A 26,851-nucleotide genomic window follows, 5' to 3' on the forward strand; every position below is an offset into this window, starting at 1 on the left:
CGATAGGCTCGCGAGGTGGCGTCCTTTTCGTTTGGGGCGGGCAATGCAGCAAAGATTCTGCGCATCCCGCTATATGCGGCAGGACGTGTGCTGACGTCTCTGGTCCCTCGCAAAGCCGACATGTGGGTCATGGGGTGCGGCGTCGGCATCGGTGATGGCGCGCTCGAGCTTTGGGAGTATGCGCACGAGCGCGGAGAAGATCCGCTGTGGCTGATCTCGTCTCAACAAGAAGCAGCGGATGCAGCGAGGCGCGGCATCCGCTTCGCGCATAAGCATTCGCTGCGCGGGCTATGGTCAACCGCGCGTGCGGGGGTCGTCGTCGTCACGCATGGCTTCGGGGATGTAAACCGCTACGCGGTGTCCGGGAGCTTTCTCGTGCAGCTCTGGCACGGTATTCCGCTGAAGCGCATCGGCGTTGACTCCCCCGAGACTCTGCGAAGCGGCATCCTTCCTGGTTCCAGAGCTGTGAGAAGGCTGCTGCGTTTCATGTATCTGAGTGCGACGCGTCGTATTCACCTTCTTCCCGCGGCGTCGCATCTCGTTCGTGGTCGACTGCAGTCGGCCTTCGGCCTCGCTGACGCCGCCGTTCCTGTCACCGGCGAGCCGCGCGTTGACGTGCTTTCACGTGATACCGCGGTCGCTCGCCGTGCGCGAGCGCGCGCCGAAATCTCCGCATTGACCGGCGTGGATGCTGCGGCCCGGTTCGTGCTTTACGCGCCGACGTGGCGTGACGGCGAGCCAGACCCGGCGGTGCCCACGGCGGCGGAGTGGCAAGAGATTGTGGCGGTTTTGAATACGCAGGATGCCGTGCTGTTTGTTCGCTCGCACCCGTTAGGAGCGGGCGCTTATGTGCCGCCGGATTCCACTACGCGGGTGAAAGCGCTCGGCAGCGATGTCGTCCTCAACGTGACGCCGCTGCTTTCGGGATTCGATCTGCTTGTGAGCGACTACTCTTCCCTCGTTTTCGACTCATCACTCGTTCCACTACCCGTCGTGTACTTCGCACCGGATCTGGAGGAGTACGAATCTCGCCGTGGTTTTTACGGCACGTACAGCGATGTTGCCGACCCCGATGGGTGGGTTACCGACTGGCGCGCCGTGCTCGACGACGTGCAGGAGATTTTCAACGACGGCGCCGAGGCAGCTCGCCGCCACGCGCAAGCCCTTGCACTCAGTAAGCGATTTCACGCATATCGTGACGGAAAGAATACTGAGCGTGTGTACCGCGCAATCTCCGCGCGGGCTGGCGGGCACGGTGGCGTTGGTGCACCGAAAGGAAGAGCGTGACTCACGCACATTTCACGGAAGAGCCGGCTGCTTCTCTCGTGTTGTCTGGCAGCGGAGCCAGACCCGCAGCTGTATCGCTGATCGGTAGTCGCGCCCAAACGCACGGCTCGATTACGGGTCGTGGAAAGACCTGGAAGGCGATCGTTCCCCTCCGTGCTGCGCGATGGGGTGGGCCCGAGCTGCCGCTGCCCTCGGGCGAGTATCGACTTGAGATCACGACATCAAGCGACGAGGTGCATTTTGATGGCCCCACGGCACAAATCGAAAACGCTGTCGTCGGTGAAGTGAGAGCGTCACTCAAGAATGACCGCGTGACTATCGCACCGCCGCTCGACCCCGCTTACGCGTCACCTGAGGGGCAGGCCGCTCTTGAACGGCGTTACGCGGCGGGCGGTGGGGAGCTCGAGAACGCGGTATTTTTTGAGAGTTTCTACGGACGAAATGCGAGCTGTAACCCGCTCGCAATTGATGCGGAGCTGGCTCGTGTCGCGCCGGGTGTTGCTCGCTACTGGAGCGTCGTTGATCTGTCGGTTCGTGTGCCCGACGGAGCTATTGCGGTAGTCGAGGGCAGCCCGGAATGGTGGCATGCTCGCGCAACATCTCGACTTCTGGTTGTCAACGATTGGTTGCGCAGGCGGTTTGCACGCAGAAAAGGTCAGCACGTGCTGCAGACCTGGCACGGAACACCTCTGAAACGTCTGGCGTTGCATCGTCCCGGCTTCGACGTGCGACGAGCGCTCGCCGTTGTCCGCGAGTCTCGTCGATGGGATGTCCTCCTCGCTCAGAGCCCTGCGGCTGGTCGCATCCTGCGTAAGGCATACGCGTTTCTTCGCCGGCCGATGTGGATCGAAGGCTACCCGCGCAACGACGTGCTGACAGTAGGCGACGGCCGCGACGTTCGAGCGCTTTTGGCCATTGAACCGCATGAACGAGTTCTGCTTTACGCTCCGACATGGCGAGACGATCGCGAGGAGATCGTTGATTTTGTCGACGCTGAGAAACTTGCAATAGCGACGGATGCCGTGGTTCTTGTGCGCGGTCATTCGAGGACACTGCACCCCGGTTCCGATGCCCGCGGCGCGCGCGTTGTTGATGTCACCGGGTTTCCCGATACAGCTCAGCTGTTGCTCGCAGCTGATGCGCTGATCACTGACTACTCATCGGTCATGTTCGACTTCAGCGTTACAGGCAAGCCAATGTACTTTCTCGTGCCAGATCTTGAGCACTATCGAGGCGAGCTGCGAGGCTTTTACTTTGACCTTGTCGAGCATGCTCCGGGACCACTCGTGCAGACACAGGAGCAACTCGTTCGTGCGATTGCCACGTCGAAGCCGTCGGACTACGCACGTCAGTACACCGCATGGCGTGCGCGCTTCAACGGTCGCGATGACGGCCACGCTGCCGAGCGCGTTGTTGCCCGCATCTTGGACCAGGGATTCGTGACGCGGTAGCCGCGCTACGGAAGCGGGGTATTGCGATCACTCAGCCGGGAAGTGTCGACAGTGTCGCCCGCCCCGGCCAATGCGCCCTGTACAAAGCCCCAGCCCCATGACAAGTGCATTGTCGGCAACACCGCAACCGTCCATATTTTGTCTCGCCATCCTTTTCCGCCACCTCGACCAAGAGCTGTGGCAACGATGGCGACGGCGTACAGTGCGACGGGCACGTAAACAACTGACGCGAAAATCGAAATCCAACCTGTCACCAGTTGCGCTCCTTGCAAGATCGCGAGAAGTGGAGCGAGCACGACGAATCCAACGAGAACGGGTGGAGCAAAGAAGCGTAGCGAGTTGCGCCTCCCAAAGCGACGGACCAGCTCACCACGCCATGCTCCGGTTGCCCGGAACTGCTGGGCGAGGCGCACCCAACTCTCCCGTGGCCAGTACGTTACTGAAAGCGCGGGGTCAAACCAGACGCGGTATCCAGCATTGCGGATCCGCAGGTTCAGCTCCCAATCTTCGCCACGGCGAATGGACTCATCGAAGCCGCCGACTTCTGTGATCACAGCTCGGCGCATCACGCCGAGATAAGCGGACTCAGCATCGCCCTCGCGGGTGCCGCCGTGGTAGGCGCCACCACCGAGACCTATTGGTGAGTTGTATGCCCGGGCAACAGCTCGTTGGAAAGGAGAGCGACCGTCGGCACGCATCACCCCGCCGACGTTTGCCGCGCCGACGCGGGCGAGCGTGGCGAGGGCACGTTGGGTGTAACCAGGCGAGAGCTCTGAGTGTGCGTCAACGCGCACGATGGTGGGCAACGTGCTGGCTGCGATCGCAAGGTTGAGGCCACGCGGAATATCCGCCTCGGGATTCGCGACCAATCGAATCCGCTCGTCTTGGGCTGCCAGTTGCTCCGCGAGTTGTGTCGTGCCATCTGTTGACGGACCCAGCGCCAAAACCAGCTCGGTGGGTCCGGGCACTTCTTGGGCGAGCACGGTCTCGACGGCGCGCTCTAGGTACGCAACCTCGTTCAGCACTGGCATCACAAAAGAGACTCCCGCGCCCTCGGCGGGAACTGGTGCCTCTCGGGGTGCTGACTCGTCGGCATGCATCCGTCGATCATCCCACGGTCATCGACGTAAACTGATGGGATGCAACTGGCCTCCGATATTCGCAAGACGGTGGCCCTGGTGGGTAGAGCTCTTGAGAACCGCTCGGCGGCCCGCGAAGTGAGACGCTCCGACAACGCCCGCGGACCCCATCCGGCTGGGCAATTCGAGGTTGCGGTCTACTTCGCGGACGGCGTCGTCAACATGTACCAAATGCGGCAGTGGTATCGGCCACTTCAGGAGCTCGCTAAGACTCGCCCCGTTGTGATCCTCAGCCGAGTAGCCTCCGGAGCGCGCGCACTCGTGCGTGAAAGTGGGCTGCCGGTTGCGTTCGTGCCCTCGGTACGCAGCCTTGAATCTGCAATCGCAAGGCAGAATATCCGAGTCGTTTTGTATGTGAACCAGAACACACGGAACTTCCAGATGTTCCGCTACGGCCACCGTTGGCATGTCTTCATCAACCACGGTGAGTCCGACAAGATGTACATGACGACGAACCAGTTCAAGGCGTACGACTACGCATTCGTCGCGGGAGACGCCGCTCGAGAGCGCCTGAAGCGAGTGCTCTGGAACTACGACATCGCCGCTCGAACGATAGAGATCGGTCGTCCCCAGGCCGATCACTATTCCGGAAAGCTTCCGTACGCGCCCGACGAGCGCCGCGTGATCCTTTACGCGCCCACCTGGGAGGGAGACCGGCCTTCGGCGCACTACGGTTCGCTGGTAACCCATGGCGAAGCCCTTGTCGGAGCTCTCTTACGCACGGGTCAGCATCGCGTGATCTACCGCCCGCATCCGCGTTCTGGAGTGGTTGATCACGAATACGGTTCTGCCCATCGGCGAATCGTGGCGATGATTGCTGCAGCCAACGCCAAAGACCCGACTGCTCATCATTTTTACGACGATGGCCCCGAGCTTGGTTGGCAGTTGGCGGCCGCGGACGTGGCGGTTGTCGACATCTCAGCGATGGTTTACGACAGGCTTGCAGCGGGGAAGGCGTTGATGATCACCCGCCCTGATGATCCTGCCGCAGCCATTGATGAGCACGGCTATCTTTCCGACTGCGAATGGCTTGATTCCGCTGAGGCTGGCAACATCGTTGCCGAGACAGATCGAATCCTCGCAGATCCCGGCGCGACGGAACGTCTCGACCACTGGGTCCACCACTACTTCGGCGACACCATGCCCGGTTCAGCGACAGCACGATTCCATGCCGCGATTGAACACCTCATGAATGAAGCTCAGCGATGGGCGGGGGCTTCGCCGGAGGGCGAGGACGATCCGTTTGATGAGGATTCCGCGGAGCTAGACGACTGAGGTCTACTCTTCGATTTCTTTGCGCGCCTTGTTCGCGCGACGAGGATGAAGTACGGACCCGGTTCGCTTGCCCGCCGTGCTCACCGCCTGCCCGATAGCAGTCGTTGCGCGAACGACAGCTGCACCTGCGGCGCGCTCAAGGCGAAGTTTCCCCGCTTGTGGTTCAAGCTCTGCGGGGAGGGCCATCGGTGCCGGGCCGAAGGCGCGGCGGGAGGTAACCATCACTCGACGTCCGAGCACATGATTTCCCACTCCGCCGATGGCGGCCCCGATCCCGAACGGTAGTGCTTTTCCGATCCACGAGGCGCTACCGCGGGTAGCGAACTGGCGCACGAAACTTGTTTTTAGCCGGTCGACCATCGGTCCGACCGCCGCACGGGGGAGAGTCTTCGTGATGAGTTCACCCCAATACCGGTCGCGGGTAGGTCCTTTTCCTGCTGCTTGCTTCGTAAGTTGCGCAACGAGGTCGATACCTTCTTGCCCGAGCATCAGCGTGAGAACGAGCGCCCGCGCGCGGTCTGGGTTCTCGACAGGGATTCCGTGGACTTCAGCGAGCGACTGCGCAAAAAGTGCGCACGCTTCGAGGAAACCGACCGTTTCAACGCCGCTGAGGGCCAGGGTGATTCCGGTACCGATGCCGGGAACCACCGCTGTTGCGCCGACAGCTGCGCCACTCGTGGTGACTGCCGCGAGAAAACGGCGTTCGAGCATGCTGACGATCTCTTGAGGAGATGCGTGTGGATGCCGCAATCGCACACTTCGAAGATGTGCGAGTACGACGGGTCGTTGAATCGCCATCACGCGATCCAACGCACGAATAGTCATCGGATGCTCTGCAGAGCCGGCGGGTGGGATGCCACCCGCCCACGGGGAATCACCGGAGAGGGAGTGGATTTGTTGCACCTTTTCAGCCATCGTGGACTGATCTTAGGAGGCGCTCCTGTGGATTACGAGGGGATTGACGGCTCAGACGTAGAGGTTCGCTCGCTCAAGATCTTCAGCGAAATCAACTTCAACCGCGTAGAGATCTGAGATGTCGAGGGGTTCGAGGCGCATGCCGTTCTCCGCTATTGCGAGCTCAAGCCCGCGCTCGAAGTAGTCCTGATCATCGACCCGCGTGAGCTGGTGCATGAAGGCTTTCTTATCAGCGCGTGAGATGTAGTTGATCCCGACGGCTTCGCCGATTCCGGAAGACACAGTTTTTGACAGCCCGGAAATGAAACCGTGAGCGTCAGTTGTGTACTTCACTTCTTCGTCGCTGACCTTCGCCGTGTTCACAGTGACGAAAGACTGTTCGCGCTCGATGAGTTCAATTGCACGACCAAGAATGCGGGGATCGAAAACCACATCACCGTTCATCCAGAGAACCCCAGCCTTACCCGTCGCGGACAAGGCGCGCAGAAGGCTTTTGGACGTGTTGGTCTGGTCGTAGCGGTCGTTGTAGACGTAAGACGCGTCCGGGAAGGCTTCAACGATTGTTTCTGCGCGATAGCCCACCACGGTCGTCACTCGTGCGTCGCTGCCGAAGGCTGCACGGATGTTGTCGTGCTGTTGCTGCATGATGCTGCGTCCATCGGAAAGCGCAGTCAGTGGTTTCGGAAGGCTGCGTCCCAGGCGCGAGCCCATACCGGCCGCAAGGATGACGGTCTGAAGAGTCACGTTTAGCTCCTGGAGTGTGTGAATTCACCATGGGTTCATGGAAGGGCCACCACGTCGTGTTCCGCTTATGGTACCGATGGAGGCTGAGTGCAAACTGGCTCTTGCCCTCCCGTTGCCGTTTCGTGACAAAACTCTCATCTCTCACGCAGTCGCGCTGCGATGTCGAAAGCGCTTGATACGTTAGATACGTGACACCTTCGTCGACTGATAGCCCCGATTCTGCCGGAAACGTCCCGGGTGAAAGTGACGATGGACGTGAATCGAGCGAAGGTGAAAAAAAGCCCGTAGCGCCGCGAAAACCGCGCGCTCCGCGCAAGGCTTCGACTCCACGCAAACCTGCCGCTCCTCGAAAGTCGACGACAGCGCGCAAGCCGAGCACACCGCGCAAACCGAGCTCCGCCTCCAAAGCGACTTCTCAGTCCGGTGAGACTTCGGCATCCAGTTCACTGACAGGTCCGCCGAAGTCCGCACTTCCGGTGCAATTCGGAGAAGAGTTCGCCGACGTGGTTGTCCCACCGCGGCCGCCGCTTCCGACGGCCGACCATCAGCAAGTAGTCGAGCCGAATCTCGATGACGCTTCCAACGGCGCTGTCGACACAGCGCCGGATATAGAGACAGAGCTAGAGCCTGTCGTAGACCAGGCAGAAGCAGAAGCAGAAGCAGAAGCAGAAGCAGAAGCAGAAACATCCGCAGTTGAGGCGGATGCGGTAGTCGACGCTGTAGACGACGCCGTCGCCAATGCCGATGACGATGATCTCACTGCGGTGGTGGGCTACGTCTCTGATCCGCTCGCAGAGACGTCTCAGCCTGTTGACGCGCTTGTTGTGCGTGGCGTGACCAAAGTGTTCGGCGCAACACGTGCCGCGGACGATGTGAATCTCACTGTTCCTGCCGGCAGCTTCTATGGGCTTGTGGGTCCCAATGGAGCTGGAAAGACAACGACCCTGTCGATCATTTCGGGCCTTCTCGGTGCCGACAGCGGTTCGGTCGAAGTGTGCGGTGTCGATGCCCGCAAACATACTCGCGATGCGAAGCGGATGATTGGGGTGCTACCCGATCGGCTGCGCACCTTCGATCGGCTCACAGGCCGCCAACTTCTCTATTACTGCGGCGTGCTCCGCGGGCTTTCACCGGCCGTCGTTGAGAAGCGCACAGTCGACCTGGCGCGTGCCTTCGACCTCTCCGAGGCTCTGGCCCGACCCGTCTCCGACTACTCAGCAGGCATGACCAAAAAAGTGATGCTCGCTGGCGCGATGATTCACTCTCCGCGCCTGCTGATTCTCGATGAACCGTTCGAATCGGTCGACCCCGTGTCGAGCGCTGTCATTCTTGAGATTCTCAGCACGTACGTAGAACACGGCGGCACCGTGATTCTTTCGAGCCACGGGATGGACCTGGTCGAGCGTGTGTGTTCGCGAGTTGCGGTGCTTGTCTCTGGTCGCGTGCTTGCCGAGGGAACCATCGATGAAGTACGAGGTGAGTCGACTCTTGAGGAGCGCTTCCTCGAGCTTGCCGGTGGCTCAAGCGACCTGGAGGGCCTGGAGTGGTTGCACACGTTCTCCGGCTGAGGTTCGACCTCCTGCTCGGTGGCCTACGCGGAGAGCCCGATCACGTTATCCGGGTTCTCGTGGGCCTTGTGGCCGCTGCTGCGGCGGTTGTAGCGGCCGGATGGGCGCTGCTGAGCCTCGAATCCGCGGCGAATACGACAGCGATGGTCGTCACCGTCTTTGCCGGTGCCGCGGTCACCACCGGATTCGCAGTCGCGCCACTCATCGCGGGCTCGGCCGACCCGCTTGATCCCCGTCGCTTTGCGCTATTTGGAATCGCCCCTGGCCCGCTCGCTGCAGCGGTCGCACTAGCAAGCCTCGTGAGTGTTCCGATGATGGCGCTTGTTGCTCTCGCCTGCTGCGCGGCTGTGATGTGGGGCGCGCAAGGCGCACCCGTGGCCATCTCGGTTGTCTCCGCAGTGATCAGCGTCGTGACCTGCGTGCTGCTCGCACGTGTGGGGCTGGCGGCGGCAGCGCTCTTTTTGCGCGAGCGTCGATCTCGCGAGCTGAGCGGCGTTTTTCTGGTCGGGATTTTGGTCGTCGTTGTGCCTGTGGGCGTCTTCTTCGCGTCTCTCGAATGGCGGGGGACAGTACCGACCCAGCTTGCAGAAGCGGCCAACGTATTGGCTCTCACTCCGTTAGGCGCTGCCTGGGCACTGCCCGCAGCTGTCGTCTCGTCCGAAATGAATGCGGGCGCAAGCGCACTCATCGCCGTTGCCACAATTCTTGTTTTGGGGTTGCTCTGGTCGTGGCTTGTGCAGCGACTTCTGACGACCGCCGAGCGGCCGGTTGCCGTGCGCGAACGCGGTGGCCTTGGTTGGTTTGCGGTCGCGCCCGGAAACGCCGCAGGCGCTGTGGCGGCGCGCAGCATCATTTATTGGGCACGTGACCGCCGCTACGCCGTGAATGTGCTCATCGTTCCATTTGCGGCGTTACTGACTACTGTGCCGTTGACTATTGCCGGGGTTCCGCCAGCGCTGGTTGCGCTCGTGCCGGTTCCTATTGTGGCGCTCTTTTTCGGATGGCTGCCTCACAACGACCTCGCGTACGACTCCACAGCGGTGTGGCTGCATGTAGTGAGCGGGATGCGGGGCGTCGCCGATCGCATAGGCAGACTTGTACCCATCATTTTGGTGGCCGTGCCCACTTTGGCGATTGGTATTCCGCTGGCGATTTCCCTCCATGGCAGATGGGCACTCCTGCCTGGCATGGTCGGTGTCTGCGCCTGTCTTTTCTTCAGCGGACTGGGGCTCTCCAGCATTTCGTCTGCGCTTACCCCGTATGCGGTTTCTCGACCTGGCGACAGCCCGTTCCAACAGCCACAGCGCACGGGCGGAACCGGGGTTCTCGGCCAAGCGTTTGTGATGCTCGGCGCTTTGGCGTTTAGTATTCCCGCACTCTGGTGGGCGTGGTTAGCGCTCACGAAAGATGTCGGTTACGCCGAACCTGCGCTCTGGGGCGGTCTTGGTATCGGAGTTGCGGTCCTCAGTATCGGCATCGCAGTGGGCGGGGCGGTTTTTAATCGTCGCGGCGAATCGATTATGGAATTTGCGCAGGCAGGATGATGAAAACGCCCGGCACTAGCAACTCGCCGATAGACTGACTCACCATGAGCACGCCGCTTGATCGCCCCGATGATGGGGGCATTGCCACTCTCGATCGCGACCTCGAGGACCTTGTCCAAGAAGAGAACGTTGAACCGGGCGACCACGAACGCTTCTCTCACTACGTCAAGAAAGAGAAGATTCTGGAGTCCGCTCTCAGCGGTAAACCCGTGCGAGCCTTGTGTGGAAAAAAATGGACGCCCGGCCGGGACCCGGAGAAATTTCCGGTGTGTCCCTCGTGTAAAGAGATTTACGAATCACTCATGTCCTAAAGTCTCGTCGAGGGTGACGTAGACGGTTTCCAGGGCCGGGTCTGACCGGCTGAGGGCTAGTGCTGATACTGGGAGTTCAGCTCGCGCCGATTTGTGGTGCATTCGCGCGTCGGCGACGGCTTCGATGCCCTCGTACTCCGAATGGATCTCGCCAGCAGAGACGAGGCTCACTTGAAGGGCGCGTGCGTCGTAGGTGGATGAGGCATCCGTCAGGGAGTCAAATCGTGGCGAGATCGCGATGAGTTCGCTGGTCGCTATTGAATCGGTACGAGTGCGAAACGCGGTCTTGCGACCCCCGGTTGTTGCTTTGGCTGCTGATTTTTTCGCGACGGGCACCCATGACCCGTCAGTCGATTCCCGGGCGACGATTTTGAAGACCATTCCGGCCGTGGGGGAGCCCGCTCCGGTAACGACAGAAGTGCCGACACCGTACGAATCCACAGGGGATGCCGCGAGAGCCGCGATCGCGTGTTCATCGAGGTCACTCGTCACAGTGATCTTTGTGCGTGACGCGCCGAGACTGTCGAGCTGCGCGCGAACTTGCGCGGCAACGAGGGGGAGGTCGCCTGAGTCGATGCGTACCCCTCCAAGCTCGGTGCCCGCGACATCAATCGCTGTTCGCACACCACGCGTAATGTCGTAGGTGTCGATGAGGAGAGTCGTGTCGGTGCCGAGCGCATCAATTTGCGCGCGGAACGCATCTGATTCGTGTTCGTGCAACAGCGTCCATGCGTGTGCCGCGGTTCCCATCGTGGGGATGCCGAATCGCCGCCCTGCTTCGAGATTGCTCGTTGCGTCGAAACCGGTGATGTAACAGGCACGGGCCGCAGCGACCGCCGATTCCTCGCCCGTGCGACGAGAACCCATCTCAGCGAGCGGCCGATCCCCAGCAGCGATGCTCATACGAGCAGCCGCAGTCGCGACTGCTGAGTCGTGATTCAACACACTCAACGCGAGCGTCTCGAGAATAACCGCCTCCGCGAAGGTGCCTTCGATGGTGAGAACCGGCGAACCTGGAAAATAGAGTTCACCTTCGCGATACCCGACGATATTTCCGGTGAAACGGTAGTCGGCGAGATATTTGAGGGTGGGTTCGTCTACGACACGAGCGTCACGCAGAAACCTGAGTTCGTCGTCTCCGAAACGAAACTCACGAAGCAGCGACAGAAGGCGCCCGGTACCGGCGACGACGCCGAAACGACGCGCGCCAGGGAGCCTGCGAGCAAAGAGTTCGAAGACGCACCGGCGGTGAGCAGTCCCGTCACGGAGAGCCGCAGTGAGCATTGTGAGTTCGTAGCGATCGGTTAGCAGGGCTGAGCTGCGTGTCATTGCGCCAGCCTACGCGCGGAACTCGCAGCGAAACCGCGTAGGCTGAGTCATCGTGAACGACGCACCCATCGGAATCTTCGACTCCGGTGTGGGCGGTCTCACTGTGGCACGTGCGGTTTCGCAGTTACTGCCGCGGGAGTCGATTGTCTACATCGGTGACACTGCGCGCTCTCCCTATGGCCCGAAACCGATCGCCGATGTGCGCCGGTACTCGCTCGAAGTGCTCGACGATCTTGTTGAGCAGGGCGTGAAGATGCTCGTCATCGCCTGCAACACTGCGTCGGCCGCAATGCTGCGCGATGCGCGTGAGCGCTACGACGTGCCCGTCGTGGAAGTTATCGGACCGGCAGTTCGCACGGCGATGTCAACGACGCGCAACGGTCGAATCGGCGTCATCGGTACATCCGGAACCATCGGATCACGTGCGTATCAAGACATGCTTGAGGTCAATGAGAATCTGACGGTATTCGCTGAAGCCTGCCCGCGTTTCGTGGAGTTTGTCGAAGCCGGTATTACCGACTCGCCCGAGGTGCTGGCGGTAGCTGAGGAGTACCTTGCGCCGCTTCGGCACGCGGGCGTTGACACGCTTGTGCTGGGGTGCACACACTATCCGTTCCTCGAGGGTGCGATCAGCTACGTGATGGGACCTGATGTGAGTCTCGTCTCGAGCGATTCGGAGACCGCAAAGGACGTCTACCGTCAGCTGGTCGGACGCGATCTTCTTGCTGGTCTTGACGCGCAGTCGCACCACACTTACGAAGCAACAGGCTCATCGGCCGACGACTTCGTGCAGCTTGCCCATCGGCTCATGGGACGCGAAGTGCGCGATGTGCGCCTCGTGCAAACCGGGGCCATTGATCTGCCGCGCTGAGCGCCGGCATCCGTTCGAGGAGAGTTCTATGACTGAAATCACGCGCGCCGACGGCCGCAACATCGACGACTTGCGTACCGTGACGATCGAGCGCGGCTGGAATAACCAGGCAGAAGGCTCTGCTCTTGTGAGTTTCGGGAACACCCGGGTGCTCTGCACGGCATCATTTACAAATGGCGTACCACGGTGGCTGACGGGCAAGGGCAAAGGGTGGGTCACCGCCGAATACGCGATGCTGCCGCGCGCGACCAACAGCCGGAACGATCGCGAAAGCGTCAAGGGCAAGATCGGTGGTCGCACACACGAGATTTCTCGTCTCATCGGGCGGTCACTTCGTGCTGTCGTTGACACGAAGGCGCTGGGTGAGAACACGATCGTGATCGACTGCGACGTTTTGCAGGCTGACGGTGGCACACGCACAGCTGCGATCACAGGCGCCTACGTCGCTTTGGCGGACGCGATCGAGTGGGGACGCCGCAAGAAGTTCATCGGGCAGAAGTCTCAGGTGCTCATCGACTCTGTGGCTGCGGTGTCGGTGGGAATCATCGACGGTGAGCCGATGCTCGACCTCGCTTACGTCGAAGACGTGCGTGCCGAAACCGACATGAACATCGTGGTCACCGGCCGCGGCTTGTTCGTGGAGGTGCAGGGCACAGCTGAAGGCGCGCCCTTCGACAAGCGTGAACTCGATGCCTTGCTCGAGCTTGGGGTCGCAGGGTGCGCTGACCTTCGCGATTTTCAGATCGCTGCGCTGGCTGAAGGCGATGAGGCTTCGGCGTGACAGGTGCTTCGCGTCAGCGCGTCGTTCTCGCAACTCACAACACCCACAAGATCACGGAGTTTCAGGCGATCATTTCGGCTACGAGACCCGATCTTGAGGTCGTGGGATACGACGGCCCAGAGCCCGTCGAAGACGGTGTCAGTTTTCGCGAGAATGCGCTGATCAAAGCGCGGGCAGCTTCCGCTCATACCGGGCTTCCGTCGCTCGCTGATGACTCGGGTATTTGCGTCGACGCGCTGGGAGGTGCGCCCGGCGCGTTTTCGGCGTACTGGGCCGGACACGCGAAAGATGCCGCGGCCAATCTTCGACTGTTACTCGATCAGCTTTCGGACATTTCCGATCCGCGTCGAGTCGCGCAGTTCGCATGCACCATCGCGCTGGTTCATCCCAGCGGCACCGAGCACGTTGTCGAGGGCATCTGGCCCGGACGCTTGGCTGTCGCCGCGCACGGTGAGGGTGGTTTCGGGTACGACCCCATCTTCATTCCGGACGGTCAGGCCGGCTCCGAGCGAACCGTCGCTGAGTGGAGCGCGGCGGAGAAGAACGCGGCATCCCATCGTGCGCGCGCATTTGAGAGCCTTGTGCCGTTGCTGTCAGCCCTGTAGATGAGAATCGGCATCATTCCCGACTAGAGCAAATCAGTTCTCGGTGCATGCCTGCGGCTCTAGTGTGAAAGAGATGCACGATCACTCGCACTCACCGACGGGGATTCGCGGAGCTCGCAATCGCCGTCTTTTGGCGATCTCTCTTGCCATCACATCCGTTGTCATGGTCGTACAGATCATCGGCGCATGGCTCTCGGGCTCGCTGGCGCTGCTGGCAGACGCAGCCCATATGTTCACGGATGCTGCGGCGCTCATCATCGCGCTCATCGCTACCGCGGTGGCGGCGCGGCCGGCGGATGATCGCAGCACGTTTGGCTATCAACGCGCTGAGGTGTTTGGTGCGCTGATCAACGGTGTGATTTTGATTGGTATCGCGCTGTGGGTCGGCATCGAGGCTGTGTTGCGACTGATCGATCCGGGCGACTATGAGGTGGCCGGCGGCATCATGCTCGTCACCGCCGCCGTGGGCCTCATCGCGAACGCGACTGCCATGTGGCTGCTGAGTTCTGCTCAGCGCGAGAGCATCAACGTGCGTGGCGCGTATCTCGAAGTTCTGGGCGACCTGCTCGGATCGGTCGCCGTGATCGTCGCGGCCGTAGTCGTGCTGACGACGGGCTGGGTCGCAGCGGATGCTGTGGCCTCGCTTGCGATTGCGGGGATGATCGTGCCGCGAGCTATCGGGCTTCTACGAGAAGTCGTGGTCGTGCTCGCTGAACGCGTTCCGGTCGGAACCCACGTAGCGGAAATTCGCGAGCACATTTTGAGTACTGACGGAGTGCGCGCGGTTCACGATGTTCATGTGTGGGCTCTGACGCGGGGTGCTCCCGTCTTCACCGCTCACGTCGTCGTCGACGGCAGTGTGTTGGCTGAAGGTCGTTCACCCGAGCTGTTGCAGCAACTGCAGACGTGTCTCGCTACCCACTTCGACGTCGAACACTCGACGTTTCAATTCGAAACGGCAGAGCACGTGGAGCGCGAAACTCACGGCTGAGCGCTCGGGATCGCTAGTTGCCTTCGCTGAGGTCTGGTACTTCTGGCGTTGCAGCCGCTGATTCTTTCTTCGCCTTGGAGCGTTCGCGGAAGTAGTGCACGAGCGTGACAAGGACTGTACCGAGGACGACGGCGAGCAGAATCAGATCGATGTACTCCGTGACGATGTCGCGAATCCAGGGTACGTATCCAATCGCATAGCCGAGCATTGTGAGGCCGAAGCCCCACAGAAGCGCGCCGATGAGGTTGTAGAGACTGTACTTACGCCACGGCATATGACCGACACCGGCTGCTACTGGGGCGAACGTGCGGACGATCGGGACGAACCGCGCAAGGATGACGGTGAGGCCACCGAATCGCTCAAAGAACGCATTTGTGCGGTCGACATTGGCTCTGCTGAAGAGCCCGGAATCTTTCCGCTCGAAGATAGCGGGTCCGCCCTTATGTCCGATGAAATAGCCGACCTCGCCGCCCACGAAGGCCGAAAGTGCGATCAATAGGGCAACCACCCACACGTTGAGCCCAAAAACACCGTTCGGCGCAACTGGGCTCGAGTGTGACAGGAGCCCAGCGATAACAAGCAAAGTGTCGCCGGGGAGAAGGAAACCGATCAAAAGGCCAGTCTCGGCGAAGATGATGAAACAGACAATGAAAAGCGCCCAGGGGCCAGCCCCCTCAATGATTGTCTGAGGGTCGAGCCAAGGTATGAGGCCGAGTGAATGCACGCTGGTTCCCGTCATTGCGGCGGTAAAAGGTGGCGCGCAAAAACGCACGACCCGTGCGGAAGGTGGGACTTGAACCCACACGCCCGGAGGCACAGGATCCTAAATCCTGCGTGTCTGCCAATTTCACCACTCCCGCGAGTGGTCACAGTCTACCGATGACGGGTGGACGTTTTCATCCCTCACCGAAGTGCGGTGCGACTCGTCGCCGTGGCGGCGAGAGGAATCCCCTCGGGGACAAAAGGCGCAAGAAACGGTGGATGCCAGGTCGTCGAGAGTGAGACGCGTGCTGACACCCCGTCAGGCGTGAATGCTTCGTCAACGCGCGCGGGTATTGCAGATATCTCGACGAGTGCGAGCGCCTGGTCGCGCACAGATGCGCTGTTGAGCTGGGGTGTCGGGCCGCGCTCGGTCAGCGTGAGCGAAAACCCGTCGGACCCGGCCAGCGCGGCTGCGTCGGCTGCAGCATCCAGCTCCTTTTGGCCGAGGTACAAGCTTGTCGCGCAGACGCAGACATAGATCAGCAGCAGGGCAATCGCTGCATACCCGAGGGCAAGCGGCAGGATGCTGCCCTCGTCGCTGCGCTCGTGGACAGCGATTCGTTCTACGAGTCTGCGGTCCAAAATCGTGAAACTTTCTGTGTTGATGTTGCTTCGACGGGCACAGAGGCGGCGCGGTCCAAACCGAATATTGGTGGAATGAGGGGAAGCGCTGCACCCGCGGTGACAGTGACGGTGATTGTGGCTCCGGCCGTAGGACATGTCGCGCCACTCGGCGTGCACTCCACTCGAACTTCAAGGCGTGTCGGGTTTATCGAATATTCGTCGGCGAGTGCCTGGAGCGTGCGTTCGGTCGCTGCACTCGCGGTCGCTTCAGATTCAGCTGTCGCGATGGTGCGCGCTACGTATCGCGCCGCGGCTGCTGTTCCCATGGCGTGTGACTGAATCGTGCCGAGAGCAACTATCAGGTAGACGAGCGGCACAAGCAGCAGCATTCCGACGACGAGGTACTCCACAGACGCCGAACCGGAATCATCGCTCGTCAATGGAACAAAAGTGCGTAGACGTCGATCATTCAAAGGTTTCGATCGGTGCATGTCCGCTCACCTCCCACGTGCCAGGAACGCCGAGGAGACCGATGAGCGGCATGGTGGTGCGAACCGAGATGACCACCGTCGGATACCCCAACGAGACATCCTCACCAACGGTGACATCATCGGCGTACTCGGCTCCGACTGTACGGCTCACGATGTCGCGGGTTCTCTCCGCTCCCTCAGCAAGTGTCGTGTCTGCTAGGGCCGCGTGATACGCGCCATCGATTGCCGCGTCGTGAACAACATTTCGCACATATACGGCGACTCCAAATTGCATCACACCGAGCGTAAGCACGGTAAGCATGATGCCCACGAGCACAAACTCGACCGGTGCCGAGCCGTCCTCGTCAGCGATCAGACCACCCGTCGACGACATGGCGTCAAATACCTGAGACGCGAGAGATGGCTTGTTCGAAGAGCTGGGAAAGCGCGGGTCCTGCGAGTGCCCAGATGACGACCACGAGCCCTGCCGTCATCAGCGTGATGAGCACCCAGCCAGGCACATCGCCACGTTCATCTCTGGCGGTGTCTCCCCACGATGAGCGAAGGCGCACAGCGATGCGGTGTGAAGTGGACGTTACAAGGTGGAGCATGAGCGATTCCTTTCGGTCTTGCGCGGTCAGGAGAGACCCAAACGAAGGATGACGATCCCGGGAAAGACAGCGAAGAGCACACTGAGCGGCAGGATGAGGAACACGAGCGGAATGAGCATTCCAATTTCCTTGCGTCCGGCTTGCTCGATGAGGCTGCGCTTCGCTTGCTCACGTGCATCGTTCGCTTGAGATTGAAGGACGTGTGCGAGCGGCGCCCCGCGATCAATGGCCGAGACGATGTGATCGATGCTGCGCCCGAGGGCGGGATGATTTGCTCGCCGTGCGAGTTCAGTCAGTGAGTCAGCGAGCGAGGACCCTGTGCCGACGGCAAGGGTTGCGGTTTCAATCTCGGTGGCAAGTTCGCCAGCACCGGTATTGCCGACACGTTTGAGTGAATCGAAGAGACCCTCACCGGCTGAAACGCACAGCGCGAGAAACTCCAGCACTGTGGGGAGTTCTGACCCGATGCGAGCGGTGCGTGCTTTTGCGGCTCGCGAGAGAAGTATGTCGCTGATGAAAACTCCTCCAGCACCGCCGAATGCTGGGAGCGCTAGTGTGGCTAGGTTGAACTGCCCCATCAGAGAGAGCGCAACGATGGCCAGAGCGCCAACAGTGCACCCGGCGAGTACCGCTGAGAGCTGGCGGACGCGATAGGTCGGAACGTCGATGTGCCAACCTGCACTTCGGAGCCTTCTGGTGATGTTGCTCGACCCGCCGATCAGTACATCGAGTCGACTGCGTGCCCCCTGCCATGCACCTGCCAATGAGGTGGGGCGCGATGCGAGGGGAGTTAGCCCTAGGGGATCAGCGACATCCCGGATATAGGGCGCAATACGACGACTAAGACTGGGAGCACCCCACCGCGGCGATGCGGCTACGACGCAGCAGACACCCGCCCCGAAAGCTGCTCCGAGAATCACTGACAGCGCGAGGCTCGTGGCGGTGAGTGGCATCATGCGAGCCACCGCCGATCATCTGGGAGGCGTCCGATCCGCAACATCAGGCGGAACGCGATCACTGACACGACAGCGCCGATGACTATGAGTCCGATGCCTTGAGGGCTCGAGTACGCGCTCGCCGCTTCTGGGCGAAACGCCAACAGGGTGAGAACTACCCACGGCGCCACAACACCAAGCACAGCAGCGCCGCGCGTCCAGGACTGTCGGGCCTCCACTTCTGCGCGAAGGGCAGCATCGGCGCGAACAGAACTACTGAGTGAGCGGAGGACCGGAACGAGTTCGGTTCCGCCCACCTGCCGTGCCATGCGAAGAGTCTCGATAATGCGGTCGGCTGCGGGGTCGGCAAGCGTCGCCTTCATGCGGAGAATGCTCGTATCGAAGTGGCCCGATGTATCCATATCGTTTTCAAATGCTCCGAACGCTGGGCGCAAAACATCAGGCGCTGAAAGCGATAGAGCTCCGACGGCGGCGGGGAGGGACATACCTGACCGCACCGATGCGATGAGAAGGTCGCAAACATCGGGCCACATGCTGCGACGCGCACGTATGCGCTTTTCGCGGCGGGTGCGCAGCCACGCGGCGGGCGCGAAAACCCCGGCAATGCCGGCAAGAAGTGACACGACAGCAACCGGAATTATCAACCAAGCCGCTGCCGAGGCGAGGATGCCAGTAGCCGCAGACGCGACGAACAATGCCCGCTGATCGGCGTGGGCGAAGCCCGCTTCGTCGAGAAGTCGGCTTGCTCGCGACTCTCGTGCGCGCTCGGCAGATGGAGCTTCGCGCGCGGGCCACACCCACGGCGAGAGCGCGAGCAGGATGCCGGCGGCCAACACCGCTCCCAACAACGCTGTCATGCCGCTGGCTTTCGATAAAGCGTCCGCGCCTCGATTTCACCGGCGACAATATGCCCTGTCGGGGCAACGATCTCGCTGACGCAGCGCTCGCCGCTGGAGCGCCGCTCGCAATGAACGACGACATCGACGCTGGACGCAACGGCAGGCATGACAAACCCGGCATCGATGTTGCGTCCGGCAAGCAAGGGGAGTGCAGTGAGCTTTCGTAGTGCGTCGCGTGGTGAGTTCGCGTGCACGGTCGCAGCTCCGGGCACACCTGTATTGAGCGCGAGTACGAGATCGAGCGCTTCTGCGTCACGGACTTCGCCGACGACAATGCGGTCGGGGCGCATGCGGAGCGCCTCTTTCACGAGCCTTCGGAGAGCGACTTCTCCCGTGCCTTCCAAGCTCGGTTGCCGACCCTGCAACGAGACAAGGTCTGGCGCATCGATTGCGAGCTCGAATGTCTCCTCAACCGTCACGATGCGTTGCGACGTTGCACACGCTGCGATGAGGGCTCCGAGCAGAGTGGTCTTTCCGGAGTGCGTGGCGCCCGAGACGATCACACTTTTCCCCTTGAGCATCGCGGTTTCAAGGAGGGAAGACACCTGCTCGGGAAACGAGCCCGCATTAACCAGATCGTCAAGCTCTCGATATGCGGGCAGGAACTTCCGAATGTTCACGGCCCAGTGGCGCCGCGTGATGTCCGGGATAACGACGTGGAGCCGGCTGCCGTCGGGGAGTGACGCGTCTACGAACGGTTGGCTGAGGTCTACGCGTCTGCCGGTGGTGTGCAGCATCCGTTCGACGAGGTCATGGACGGCTGAGTCGGTGAGCGTCACGGGCAGACGCTCAGAGACTCCCCGGCGGGCAGCAAAAACACGGTCGGGGCGATTGAGCCAGATTTCTTCGACCTCGGGATCATCAAGGTATGGCTGCAGGGGTCCAAACCCTGAGACGGCGGCCAGTACGTCGCGCACAAGTGCCGCTTCATCATCGATTGTCGCTGTGCCGTGGGCTAGCGCGAGATCGTTGTGGCGTCGCACTTCGGCGTGAGCAACCCGACGCGCGGTGTCGGGATCGCGCGCCGGGTCGGTCCTGTCGCCACGCAAGCGATCTCGCACGCGCTCAGCGACGGTCACCGAGGCAGAAGGGCCTGGCAAAGAAAAAGCTGGCGACATGCGCAGCATCCTGACAATCGGATGCCGTCACGCGCTGAAGTTATCCACAGTCTTTGATCAGCGGGCGAATGTGCGTGCGGGCTCGGGCCCGGCGCAGATCCGCGTTAGTCTGAACTGTCATGCTCGAAATCGATCTCTCCGCCGACATCCAGGCCTTGCGCTCCACCTTCAACGACATCAAGAGCGTTGTAGATGTGGCGTCGCTGCGCACCGAGATTGAACGACTGTCTGAAGCGGCGGGTGTTCCCGACCTCTGGGACGATCCTGAGTCGGCTCAGAAAGTGACGAGCGCGCTGAGCCACCGTCAGAGCGAACTTGCTCGCATCGAAAGCCTCGAGCGTCGACTCGACGACCTCGAAGTGCTCATCGAGCTCGCCAATGAAATGGGCGATGAAGACTCGGCCGACGAGGCTCGTAAGGAGCTCGCCGAGATCGTCGATGTCATCGGCCAGCTCGAAGTGCAGACGCTGCTCGACGGTGAATACGATGCCCGTCCGGCTGTCATCACTATTCGTTCGGGAGCGGGCGGCGTCGATGCTGCCGACTTCGCCGAAATGCTCCTGCGCATGTATCTCCGTTGGGCCGAGCAGCACAACTACTCAACGACTGTCATGGACACGTCGTACGCCGAAGAAGCGGGCATCAAGTCGGCTACATTCGAGGTCGATGCGCCCTACGCGTTCGGAACTCTCAGCGTCGAAGCCGGTACCCACCGGCTTGTGCGCATGAGCCCGTTCGGTGCCGCTGGCAAGCGTCAGACGTCGTTTGCGGCCGTCGAAGTCATTCCGCTCATGGAAGAGGCTGTCGCCGTCGACGTTCCCGAGGGCGATATTCGCGTAGACGTTTTCAGGTCGTCAGGTCCTGGCGGACAGTCGGTCAACACGACCGACTCAGCTGTGCGCATCACGCACCTTCCGACCGGCATCGTCGTTTCGATGCAGAACGAGAAGAGCCAGATCCAGAACCGGGCCGCAGCTCTTCGCGTGTTGCAGTCTCGCCTTTTGCTGCTACAAAAAGAGCAAGAAGCCGCAACGAAGAAAGAACTCGCGGGAACGATCACCGCGAGCTGGGGCGACCAGATGCGCTCGTACGTGCTCGCGCCCTACCAAATGGTCAAAGACCTCCGCACCGACTACGAGGTCAACAACCCGAGCGCCGTGTTCGATGGCGATCTCGACGGGTTTATTGCTGCTGGCATCCGTTGGCGCAAGCGTCGCGACGACGACTGAGAAGTGCCGGTCGGGTTCGCGCCGCGACCGATTTTCACAGGCGACACGCATACCGGCGCGCCGTGAGCTTTCCCACCGATCACCCGGTGCGAGCTTAGGCTGACACAGCCATGATCCGGTTTGAAAATGTCACTAAGCGGTATCGCGGCACCTCTCGTCCCGCGTTGAATAACGTCGACTTCGAGGTGCAACGCGGAGAGTTCGTGTTCCTCGTGGGAGCTTCGGGGTCGGGAAAGTCGTCGTGTTTGCGGCTTATCCTCCGCGAAGATGCCCCCTCTGAGGGGCGTGTCGTCGTGCTCGGTCGCGACCTTCGCTCGCTCTCGAACCGCAAAGTTCCCTACTTTCGTCGTCACATCGGCTCGGTGTTTCAGGACTTCCGCCTGCTGCCGAACAAGACAGTCTTCCAAAACGTTGCGTTCACCCTTCAGGTGATTGGCGCGTCACGCGGATTCATCCAGCAGGCTGTTCCCGAGGCGCTTGCGCTCGTAGGGCTCGACGGCAAACAGAAGCGGATGCCGCACGAACTTTCCGGTGGTGAGCAACAGCGTGTCGCCATCGCGCGCGCGCTGGTGAACCGTCCGCAGGTGCTGCTCGCCGATGAGCCAACCGGAAACCTTGACCCCGCGACATCCGTCGACATCATGCAGCTACTCGCTCGCATCAACGCCGGAGGCACGACAGTCGTCATGGCCACCCACGAAGCGAGCTTCGTGGACCAGATGCGTCGACGTGTGATCGAGCTGAGCAACGGTGACATCGTGCGCGACGAGCGCCACGGTGGCTACGGAGACATTTCGGGTGTTCCGAAGCTTGCTCCGCAGGCGGAGAAGGGTGCGGCATCCGTTGCTGCGCTGACTGCCGTGCTCGAGCTGCAGCGGGAAATCGTCGAAACCGGTGAGATTGAGCCGCTCGTCATCGACGCTGCGGTCGATGCTGCGGCTCGTGCTGCCTACTCTGCAACGAACGAAAATGAAGCTGTCGATGCATCGGCCGCAGCCCAAGACGCCGGCGTCGATATCGCCGAGCTGGGGCTAGCCGATCGGCTTGGATTAGAGAAGAACGACGACGAAGTGGGACCAACGCGATGAGGCTCGGTCTCGTTCTTTCGGAAGCCTTCGGCGGACTCCGCCGCAACATCTCGATGGTGATCTCGGTCATTTTGGTGACTTTTGTCTCGTTGACTTTCGTCGGCTCGGCGATGTTGATGCAGATGCAGATCGGCCAGATGCGTGATTACTGGATTGATCGTGCGCAGGTTGCCGTGTACATGTGCACTTCAGTATCGACTGCAGCGACGTGCACAGACGGAGCAGCTGACGAAGATCAGCTCCAGGCGGTGCGCGACCAGCTTGATGGTGCGGCACTCGCTCCGCTTATCCGTGACTACGACTTCCAGACGAACGATGAAGCGTATGACGAAGCCATCCAGCAGCTTGGCGAAGAGTACGAGGGCATCATCACGCCCGAGCAGCTCAACGCCACGTTCTGGATCAACCTCGTAGACCAGACCCAGTCGGACGTGCTTTCTGAGGCATTCAGCGGCATGGATGGCGTCGAAGAAGTGCAAGACCAGATGCAGTATCTGGAGCCTCTTTTCTCTGCCCTCACCGTCGCAACATATATTGCGGTCGGCATCGCCGGTCTGATGCTTATCGCCGCGGTGCTCTTGATCGCGACGACAATTCGGCTCTCTGCTTTTGCTCGGCGAAAAGAGCTTGGCATCATGCGGCTCGTTGGTGCATCCAACCGTTTCATCCAGACGCCCTTCATCCTTGAAGGTGTGTTTGCAGCGCTCATCGGTTCAGCTCTCGCGAGCGTTGCTGTGTGGGGGATCGTAAACGTGGGGGTTGACGACTACCTGCGAAGTCGAATTACCTTCGTTACGACGTGGGTGAGCGGGCCTGAACTTGCCATCGTGATTCCGGTGATCATCGTGATCGGCGTCGTGTTGGCAGCATTCTCTGCTGGCTTCGCTATCCGGCGGTGGCTGCGCGCCTAGCCACGGCTCTCAGGGCAGTGCGGATGCCGTGTTGTCACTGATAGACTGACCGGCTGCTGCATGGTCGGTGCGGCGAGGATTTTGGAGTCGGTATGCCTAGGGAACGCGGCGAGAAGGTCATCGCAACCAACCGTCGCGCGCGCCATGAGTACAACATCGAGAAGACCTACGAGGCCGGCATGGTCTTGACCGGCACGGAGGTCAAGTCGCTACGCCAAGGGCGCGCCAATCTTTCCGACGGATACGCGTACGTGGATGGCGGAGAGATCTTTCTCGACTCCGTGCACATCCCGGAATACTCGCAGGGGCACTGGACGAATCACGCTTCTAAACGTGTGCGTAAGTTGCTGTTGCACAAAGAAGAGATCGTCAAGATCTCACATGCAGTTTCAGCCGGTGGCTACACGCTCGTGCCGCTGAAGCTTTACTTCTCGGATGGCCGCGCGAAGGTAGAAATTGCTATCGCGAAGGGTAAGCACGAGTGGGACAAGCGTCAGACTCTTCGCGAGCGTCAAGACAAGCGTGAAGCTGAGCGCGCTATGCGCACTCGCAACCGCATGGGTGACTAACGCTAGTTTTCGTTCACGACGCGCGGAAGCGGGCGTCGACTGTGGTCGCGACCACGATGTCGTCTGGGCGAAGAGCGAGGCCTTGAGATGAGGCATCCGCAGCCATTGCACGCATTCCGTACACGGCAGTGGGCGGGGAGGGCGTGGCGGGGGCGTCAGAGAGCATTCCACTGTCGGCAACCTCCATCGCAATGACGGACGAAAGTCCGAGCGCTTCGGCGTAAGCCTTCGCGCGTGCGACAGCGACCGATACAGCGCGTTCCGCAGCGTCGGACTCTGCTCGGGCTGCCGAGGCGGACTCCAGTCGCCAAACCACGCTTTCGACCGACACGGCGTCGAGGGTGGATATCTCTTCAATCCATGACGACAGCTCAGCCGCAGCAACGAAAACCACGGTGAACTGAATTGAGGCGTGGTGCACGAGATCTGATCGCTGACCTTCACCGATCCAAGGGCGATCTGACCAGACTGCAATACGTTCGCTCGTCCAATGAGACACTGAGCCGGACTTCTGACGATGCTCGAGAGCTGTGCTAATCGGAGAGGCTTGAGCGGTGGCGTCGTCGACAACTGCGGCGCGCTCTCGTCCTTCGGTGTGAACAGCGATGCGTACAACACCTTCTTGCGGCGCGTACCGGTCTTCGTGTTCACCGCGGACGGTGATGATGACGTTGCTCATGTTCACGAGCCTACGGTTATGCCTCGGGAATTCCGTAGCAACGGGATCCGTTGTAAGCTGTAAAGCTCGAACGTATTTAAGGTTCGAGTTGGTAATTCAACAGTGTGACAACGGCCCTTCGCAAGAAGGATCACGGGGATGATCGGTTTCGACATCGCCTGCGAATCTGCGAGAAGCGGGCCGAGGATGCAGGGTTATCTCGAGAACGCTCCCTGCAAAAACTATAGTTGCCGATTCCAATCGCAACGACTTCGCCCTCGCTGCATAAGCGAGCCCGATAGTCCGTCAGACCGTGGGCGACCCCGCCACGGACCCTGGCGTCATTTAGGGGTCTTGCTGAACGGTGGCGTCTGGACGCCGTTCGGGACTTTTCCCAGGCTGGGCCCGTCGACTTAGGTGTCTGTGACAAATGTCGGGGCCGAGTAGAACGTCTTCACAGACTGCGCCCGGAGAAGCCCCAGAGACTCAGTGATGGACGGGGGTTCGATTCCCCCCATCTCCACGCAGCCGTTGTCACGCAAGTGAAAGTCCCATTCGTCGTGAAACTATGCGGAGGATGGGATTTTTTCTTGTGCGAAGCGCGAACAGCCGTAACACTGAGCACATGATTATCGTTACGACCAATGACGTCCCTGGCCACTCCATCACCAACGTGGTCGGCGAGGTGTTCGGACTCACCGTCCGCTCACGCCACATCGGCTCCAACATTGGCGCGTCGTTCAAGGCACTTGCCGGAGGAGAGCTGAAGGGGATCACCCAGCTTCTCCACGAAACGCGTGATGAGGCACTATCGCGTCTAGCCGCTGAGGCGACCAGCAAGGGCGCCAACGCTGTCGTCGCTTTTCGCTTCGAGACCAACGACTACGGCGACGGCGGTGGCGTCGAGGTGTGTGCATACGGCACCGCAGTCACCATTAGCTGACGTCACACCGACGTTCGCCCAGGAACCCCTGCTAGCTTTCGCGGGCTGGCACTTTGCTTGCGTCAGGGAAGACACGTCACGATTGTCGCCTCCTCTGGGTTCTTCAGAGGAGCATCATGTCCGTTCGCGCTACCGCCGTTGTCTACTGCGAGGGTAAATTCGGCCAGCAAGACGGCAAGACTGCAAACGGTCTCGTTCGCAACTCGCAAAAGTACGAGATTGTGAGTGTGATCGATAGCACCCTCGCAGGCCAAGATGCAGGTTTCGTGCTCAATGGGGTCGTGAACGGCATTCCTGTGTTGGCGAATCTAGCGGAAGCAATTGCGCACGCAGGTGCGGTGCCTGACTCCCTCATCTTCGGTATGGCGCCAGCAGGAGGGCTTCTGACCGATACCCAACGCGTTGATCTTCTTGACGGCATTTCTCGCGGCATGAATCTCGTCAACGGTCTGCACGAATTCTTGAACGAAGACGCCGAATTTGCATCCGCCGCTCTGCTGTCGGGCGTCACGATCACTGATGTGCGACGCACGAAAGATCGCAAAGATCTGCGCCTGTTCTCCGGCCGTATTTTCGATGTGACATGCCCGAGGGTCGCTGTGCTCGGAACAGACGGTGCTATCGGAAAACGCACGACGACCACTCTCCTTGTCGAAGCACTCAACGCCCGTGGCGTCAAAGCCGTGATGATCGGTACCGGCCAGACGGCGCTCATTCAGGGGGCCAAATACGCCGTCGCCTTGGACGCGACAGTGCCGCAATTCTGCTCGGGTGAAGTCGAAGCTCAGGTGGTGGCGGCGTTCGAGAACGAAGATCCCGACATCATCGTGATTGAGGGCCAGGGTGCACTCAGCCATCCGGCCTATTTGACTTCCGCGTACATTCTGCGCGGAAGTCGCCCGGATGGCGTCATCGTTCAGCATGCGCCAAAGCGCGCGATGCTCGACGACTACCGATTTCTGCCGATGCCTACAGCCGCAAGTGAGATAGCTCTGATCGAATCTTTCGCGGAGACGCGTGTGATTGGCATCACAATCAACCACGAACACATGACTGACGAGCAAATCGCTACCTCGATCGACGAGCACGAACTCGAACTGGGTATTCCCGCGACCGACCCGCTCACACGCCCGCTCGACAGGCTCGTTGAGATGGTGCTGCTGGCCTACCCAGCCCTCGCCGAGCGTAGCCGGATCACAGTGCCGAGCTAATACCGCGTCAGCTCTCGGGACCTTCACCCGGGCGCGTATCTCGGTTAGCGT

General features: G+C 60.8%; 29 protein-coding genes, 1 tRNA gene and 1 other RNA gene. 17 read left to right on the top strand and 14 right to left on the bottom strand.

Annotated elements, in window-relative coordinates; all coding sequences use genetic code 11:
• Positions 1 to 15: 15 nt before the first annotated feature.
• Together FHS06_RS10590 and FHS06_RS10595 are read left to right on the top strand one after the other, a co-directional pair.
• Positions 16 to 1,287: a CDP-glycerol glycerophosphotransferase family protein gene (locus FHS06_RS10590; RefSeq protein ID WP_167049111.1), complete on the top strand. Its 1,272-nt coding sequence runs from the start codon at positions 16 to 18 to the stop codon at positions 1,285 to 1,287.
• A complete protein-coding gene (locus tag FHS06_RS10595) occupies positions 1,284 to 2,738 on the top strand; it encodes a CDP-glycerol glycerophosphotransferase family protein (protein WP_167049113.1) in 1,455 nt (484 codons plus the stop codon). The genes FHS06_RS10590 and FHS06_RS10595 overlap by 4 nt, the downstream gene beginning before the upstream one ends.
• 5 nt (positions 2,739 to 2,743) lie before the next feature.
• On the opposite strand, the gene FHS06_RS10600 is transcribed toward FHS06_RS10595, so the two are convergent.
• A complete protein-coding gene (locus FHS06_RS10600; RefSeq protein WP_167049115.1) occupies positions 2,744 to 3,838 on the bottom strand; it encodes a glycosyltransferase family 2 protein in 1,095 nt (364 codons plus the stop codon).
• 39 nt (positions 3,839 to 3,877) lie between these two features.
• On the opposite strand from FHS06_RS10600, the gene FHS06_RS10605 reads away from it, so the two are divergent.
• Entirely contained in the window at positions 3,878 to 5,152 is a 1,275-nt protein-coding gene (locus FHS06_RS10605; protein WP_167049117.1) for a CDP-glycerol glycerophosphotransferase family protein, read from the top strand.
• A gap of 3 nt (positions 5,153 to 5,155) precedes the next feature.
• Here the strand turns inward: FHS06_RS10605 and FHS06_RS10610 are convergent, their stop codons facing one another.
• Complete coding sequence (locus FHS06_RS10610; protein WP_167049119.1) at positions 5,156 to 6,067, bottom strand: hypothetical protein; 912 nt, start codon at positions 6,065 to 6,067, stop codon at positions 5,156 to 5,158.
• A 51-nt stretch (positions 6,068 to 6,118) separates the two neighbouring features.
• Positions 6,119 to 6,811, bottom strand: coding sequence for a phosphocholine cytidylyltransferase family protein (locus FHS06_RS10615; protein ID WP_167049121.1), 693 nt, complete (start codon positions 6,809 to 6,811; stop codon positions 6,119 to 6,121).
• 188 nt (positions 6,812 to 6,999) lie between these two features.
• On the opposite strand from FHS06_RS10615, the gene FHS06_RS10620 reads away from it, so the two are divergent.
• From FHS06_RS10620 to FHS06_RS10630, 3 genes are read left to right on the top strand one after another with little or no spacing between them, the layout of a single operon-like run.
• On the top strand, positions 7,000 to 8,379 hold the full coding sequence (locus FHS06_RS10620) for an ATP-binding cassette domain-containing protein (RefSeq protein WP_167049123.1): 1,380 nt from the start codon (positions 7,000 to 7,002) through the stop codon (positions 8,377 to 8,379).
• A complete protein-coding gene (locus FHS06_RS10625) occupies positions 8,355 to 9,923 on the top strand; it encodes a hypothetical protein (RefSeq protein ID WP_167049125.1) in 1,569 nt (522 codons plus the stop codon). The genes FHS06_RS10620 and FHS06_RS10625 overlap by 25 nt, the downstream gene beginning before the upstream one ends.
• A 44-nt stretch (positions 9,924 to 9,967) precedes the next feature.
• Positions 9,968 to 10,234, top strand: a complete 267-nt coding sequence (locus FHS06_RS10630) for a DUF3039 domain-containing protein (protein WP_167049127.1) — start codon at positions 9,968 to 9,970, stop codon at positions 10,232 to 10,234.
• Here the strand turns inward: FHS06_RS10630 and FHS06_RS10635 are convergent.
• On the bottom strand, positions 10,220 to 11,563 hold the full coding sequence (locus FHS06_RS10635) for a nicotinate phosphoribosyltransferase (RefSeq protein WP_167049129.1): 1,344 nt from the start codon (positions 11,561 to 11,563) through the stop codon (positions 10,220 to 10,222). The two genes, FHS06_RS10630 and FHS06_RS10635, sit on opposite strands and share 15 nt — an antisense overlap.
• 52 nt (positions 11,564 to 11,615) lie before the next feature.
• On the opposite strand from FHS06_RS10635, the gene murI reads away from it, so the two are divergent.
• From murI to FHS06_RS10655, 4 genes are all read left to right on the top strand, one after another.
• Entirely contained in the window at positions 11,616 to 12,434 is an 819-nt protein-coding gene (gene murI / locus FHS06_RS10640; protein WP_167049131.1) for a glutamate racemase, read from the top strand.
• Between the two features lie 28 nt (positions 12,435 to 12,462).
• Positions 12,463 to 13,215: a ribonuclease PH gene (gene rph, locus FHS06_RS10645; RefSeq protein ID WP_167049133.1), complete on the top strand. Its 753-nt coding sequence runs from the start codon at positions 12,463 to 12,465 to the stop codon at positions 13,213 to 13,215.
• Complete coding sequence (gene rdgB, locus FHS06_RS10650) at positions 13,212 to 13,820, top strand: RdgB/HAM1 family non-canonical purine NTP pyrophosphatase (protein ID WP_167049135.1); 609 nt, start codon at positions 13,212 to 13,214, stop codon at positions 13,818 to 13,820. The genes rph and rdgB overlap by 4 nt, the downstream gene beginning before the upstream one ends.
• A gap of 73 nt (positions 13,821 to 13,893) precedes the next feature.
• On the top strand, positions 13,894 to 14,811 hold the full coding sequence (locus FHS06_RS10655) for a cation diffusion facilitator family transporter (RefSeq protein ID WP_167049137.1): 918 nt from the start codon (positions 13,894 to 13,896) through the stop codon (positions 14,809 to 14,811).
• A gap of 13 nt (positions 14,812 to 14,824) precedes the next feature.
• On the opposite strand, the gene FHS06_RS10660 is transcribed toward FHS06_RS10655, so the two are convergent.
• The 9 genes from FHS06_RS10660 to FHS06_RS10700 form a co-directional block, all read right to left on the bottom strand.
• Positions 14,825 to 15,550 (bottom strand): DedA family protein, encoded by a 726-nt coding sequence (locus FHS06_RS10660; RefSeq protein ID WP_167049139.1) that lies wholly within the window; start codon positions 15,548 to 15,550, stop codon positions 14,825 to 14,827.
• A 39-nt stretch (positions 15,551 to 15,589) separates the two neighbouring features.
• A tRNA-Leu gene (locus FHS06_RS10665) sits at positions 15,590 to 15,671 on the bottom strand.
• Between the two features lie 43 nt (positions 15,672 to 15,714).
• Positions 15,715 to 16,155 (bottom strand): pilus assembly protein TadG-related protein, encoded by a 441-nt coding sequence (locus FHS06_RS10670; RefSeq protein ID WP_243845438.1) that lies wholly within the window; start codon positions 16,153 to 16,155, stop codon positions 15,715 to 15,717.
• The gene (locus FHS06_RS10675; RefSeq protein WP_167049141.1) at positions 16,137 to 16,628 is read right to left on the bottom strand and encodes a TadE family protein; all 492 of its coding nucleotides are present in this window, start codon (positions 16,626 to 16,628) and stop codon (positions 16,137 to 16,139) included. Before FHS06_RS10675 ends, FHS06_RS10670 begins: the two co-directional genes overlap by 19 nt.
• Positions 16,603 to 17,001 (bottom strand): TadE/TadG family type IV pilus assembly protein, encoded by a 399-nt coding sequence (locus FHS06_RS10680; RefSeq protein ID WP_167049143.1) that lies wholly within the window; start codon positions 16,999 to 17,001, stop codon positions 16,603 to 16,605. Before FHS06_RS10680 ends, FHS06_RS10675 begins: the two co-directional genes overlap by 26 nt.
• A 4-nt stretch (positions 17,002 to 17,005) precedes the next feature.
• Positions 17,006 to 17,218: a hypothetical protein gene (locus FHS06_RS10685; protein WP_182486541.1), complete on the bottom strand. Its 213-nt coding sequence runs from the start codon at positions 17,216 to 17,218 to the stop codon at positions 17,006 to 17,008.
• A gap of 26 nt (positions 17,219 to 17,244) precedes the next feature.
• Positions 17,245 to 18,174, bottom strand: a complete 930-nt coding sequence (locus FHS06_RS10690) for a type II secretion system F family protein (RefSeq protein WP_167050288.1) — start codon at positions 18,172 to 18,174, stop codon at positions 17,245 to 17,247.
• Entirely contained in the window at positions 18,171 to 19,031 is an 861-nt protein-coding gene (locus FHS06_RS10695; protein ID WP_167049145.1) for a type II secretion system F family protein, read from the bottom strand. Before FHS06_RS10695 ends, FHS06_RS10690 begins: the two co-directional genes overlap by 4 nt.
• The gene (locus tag FHS06_RS10700) at positions 19,028 to 20,191 is read right to left on the bottom strand and encodes a TadA family conjugal transfer-associated ATPase (protein WP_182486542.1); all 1,164 of its coding nucleotides are present in this window, start codon (positions 20,189 to 20,191) and stop codon (positions 19,028 to 19,030) included. The genes FHS06_RS10695 and FHS06_RS10700 overlap by 4 nt, the downstream gene beginning before the upstream one ends.
• 119 nt (positions 20,192 to 20,310) lie before the next feature.
• On the opposite strand from FHS06_RS10700, the gene prfB reads away from it, so the two are divergent.
• The 4 genes from prfB to smpB all read left to right on the top strand — a co-directional run bounded on the left by prfB (position 20,311) and on the right by smpB (position 23,988).
• The gene (gene prfB, locus FHS06_RS10705; protein ID WP_167049149.1) at positions 20,311 to 21,420 is read left to right on the top strand and encodes a peptide chain release factor 2; all 1,110 of its coding nucleotides are present in this window, start codon (positions 20,311 to 20,313) and stop codon (positions 21,418 to 21,420) included.
• A 110-nt stretch (positions 21,421 to 21,530) separates the two neighbouring features.
• Positions 21,531 to 22,508, top strand: a complete 978-nt coding sequence (gene ftsE, locus FHS06_RS10710; protein ID WP_167049151.1) for a cell division ATP-binding protein FtsE — start codon at positions 21,531 to 21,533, stop codon at positions 22,506 to 22,508.
• Positions 22,505 to 23,419, top strand: coding sequence for a permease-like cell division protein FtsX (ftsX, locus tag FHS06_RS10715; protein ID WP_167049153.1), 915 nt, complete (start codon positions 22,505 to 22,507; stop codon positions 23,417 to 23,419). The genes ftsE and ftsX overlap by 4 nt, the downstream gene beginning before the upstream one ends.
• Before the next feature lie 92 nt (positions 23,420 to 23,511).
• Complete coding sequence (gene smpB / locus FHS06_RS10720; RefSeq protein WP_165142491.1) at positions 23,512 to 23,988, top strand: SsrA-binding protein SmpB; 477 nt, start codon at positions 23,512 to 23,514, stop codon at positions 23,986 to 23,988.
• 13 nt (positions 23,989 to 24,001) lie between these two features.
• Here the strand turns inward: smpB and FHS06_RS10725 are convergent, their stop codons facing one another.
• Positions 24,002 to 24,667, bottom strand: coding sequence for an SIMPL domain-containing protein (locus FHS06_RS10725; RefSeq protein ID WP_167049154.1), 666 nt, complete (start codon positions 24,665 to 24,667; stop codon positions 24,002 to 24,004).
• Between the two features lie 134 nt (positions 24,668 to 24,801).
• Between FHS06_RS10725 and ssrA the strand changes: the two genes are divergently transcribed.
• The 3 genes from ssrA to FHS06_RS10740 all read left to right on the top strand — a co-directional run bounded on the left by ssrA (position 24,802) and on the right by FHS06_RS10740 (position 26,800).
• Positions 24,802 to 25,172, top strand: a transfer-messenger RNA (tmRNA) gene (gene ssrA, locus FHS06_RS10730).
• A gap of 99 nt (positions 25,173 to 25,271) precedes the next feature.
• Positions 25,272 to 25,589 carry a YbjQ family protein gene (locus tag FHS06_RS10735; protein ID WP_167049156.1) on the top strand — a complete coding sequence of 106 codons (318 nt, stop codon included), beginning with the start codon at positions 25,272 to 25,274 and terminating at the stop codon, positions 25,587 to 25,589.
• 116 nt (positions 25,590 to 25,705) lie between these two features.
• Positions 25,706 to 26,800 carry an N-acetyltransferase DgcN family protein gene (locus FHS06_RS10740; protein ID WP_167049158.1) on the top strand — a complete coding sequence of 365 codons (1,095 nt, stop codon included), beginning with the start codon at positions 25,706 to 25,708 and terminating at the stop codon, positions 26,798 to 26,800.
• Positions 26,801 to 26,851: the final 51 nt, after the last annotated feature.

Origin of the sequence: Microbacterium halimionae, assembly GCF_011761265.1 — a bacterium.
Lineage (GTDB): Bacteria > Actinomycetota > Actinomycetes > Actinomycetales > Microbacteriaceae > Microbacterium > Microbacterium halimionae.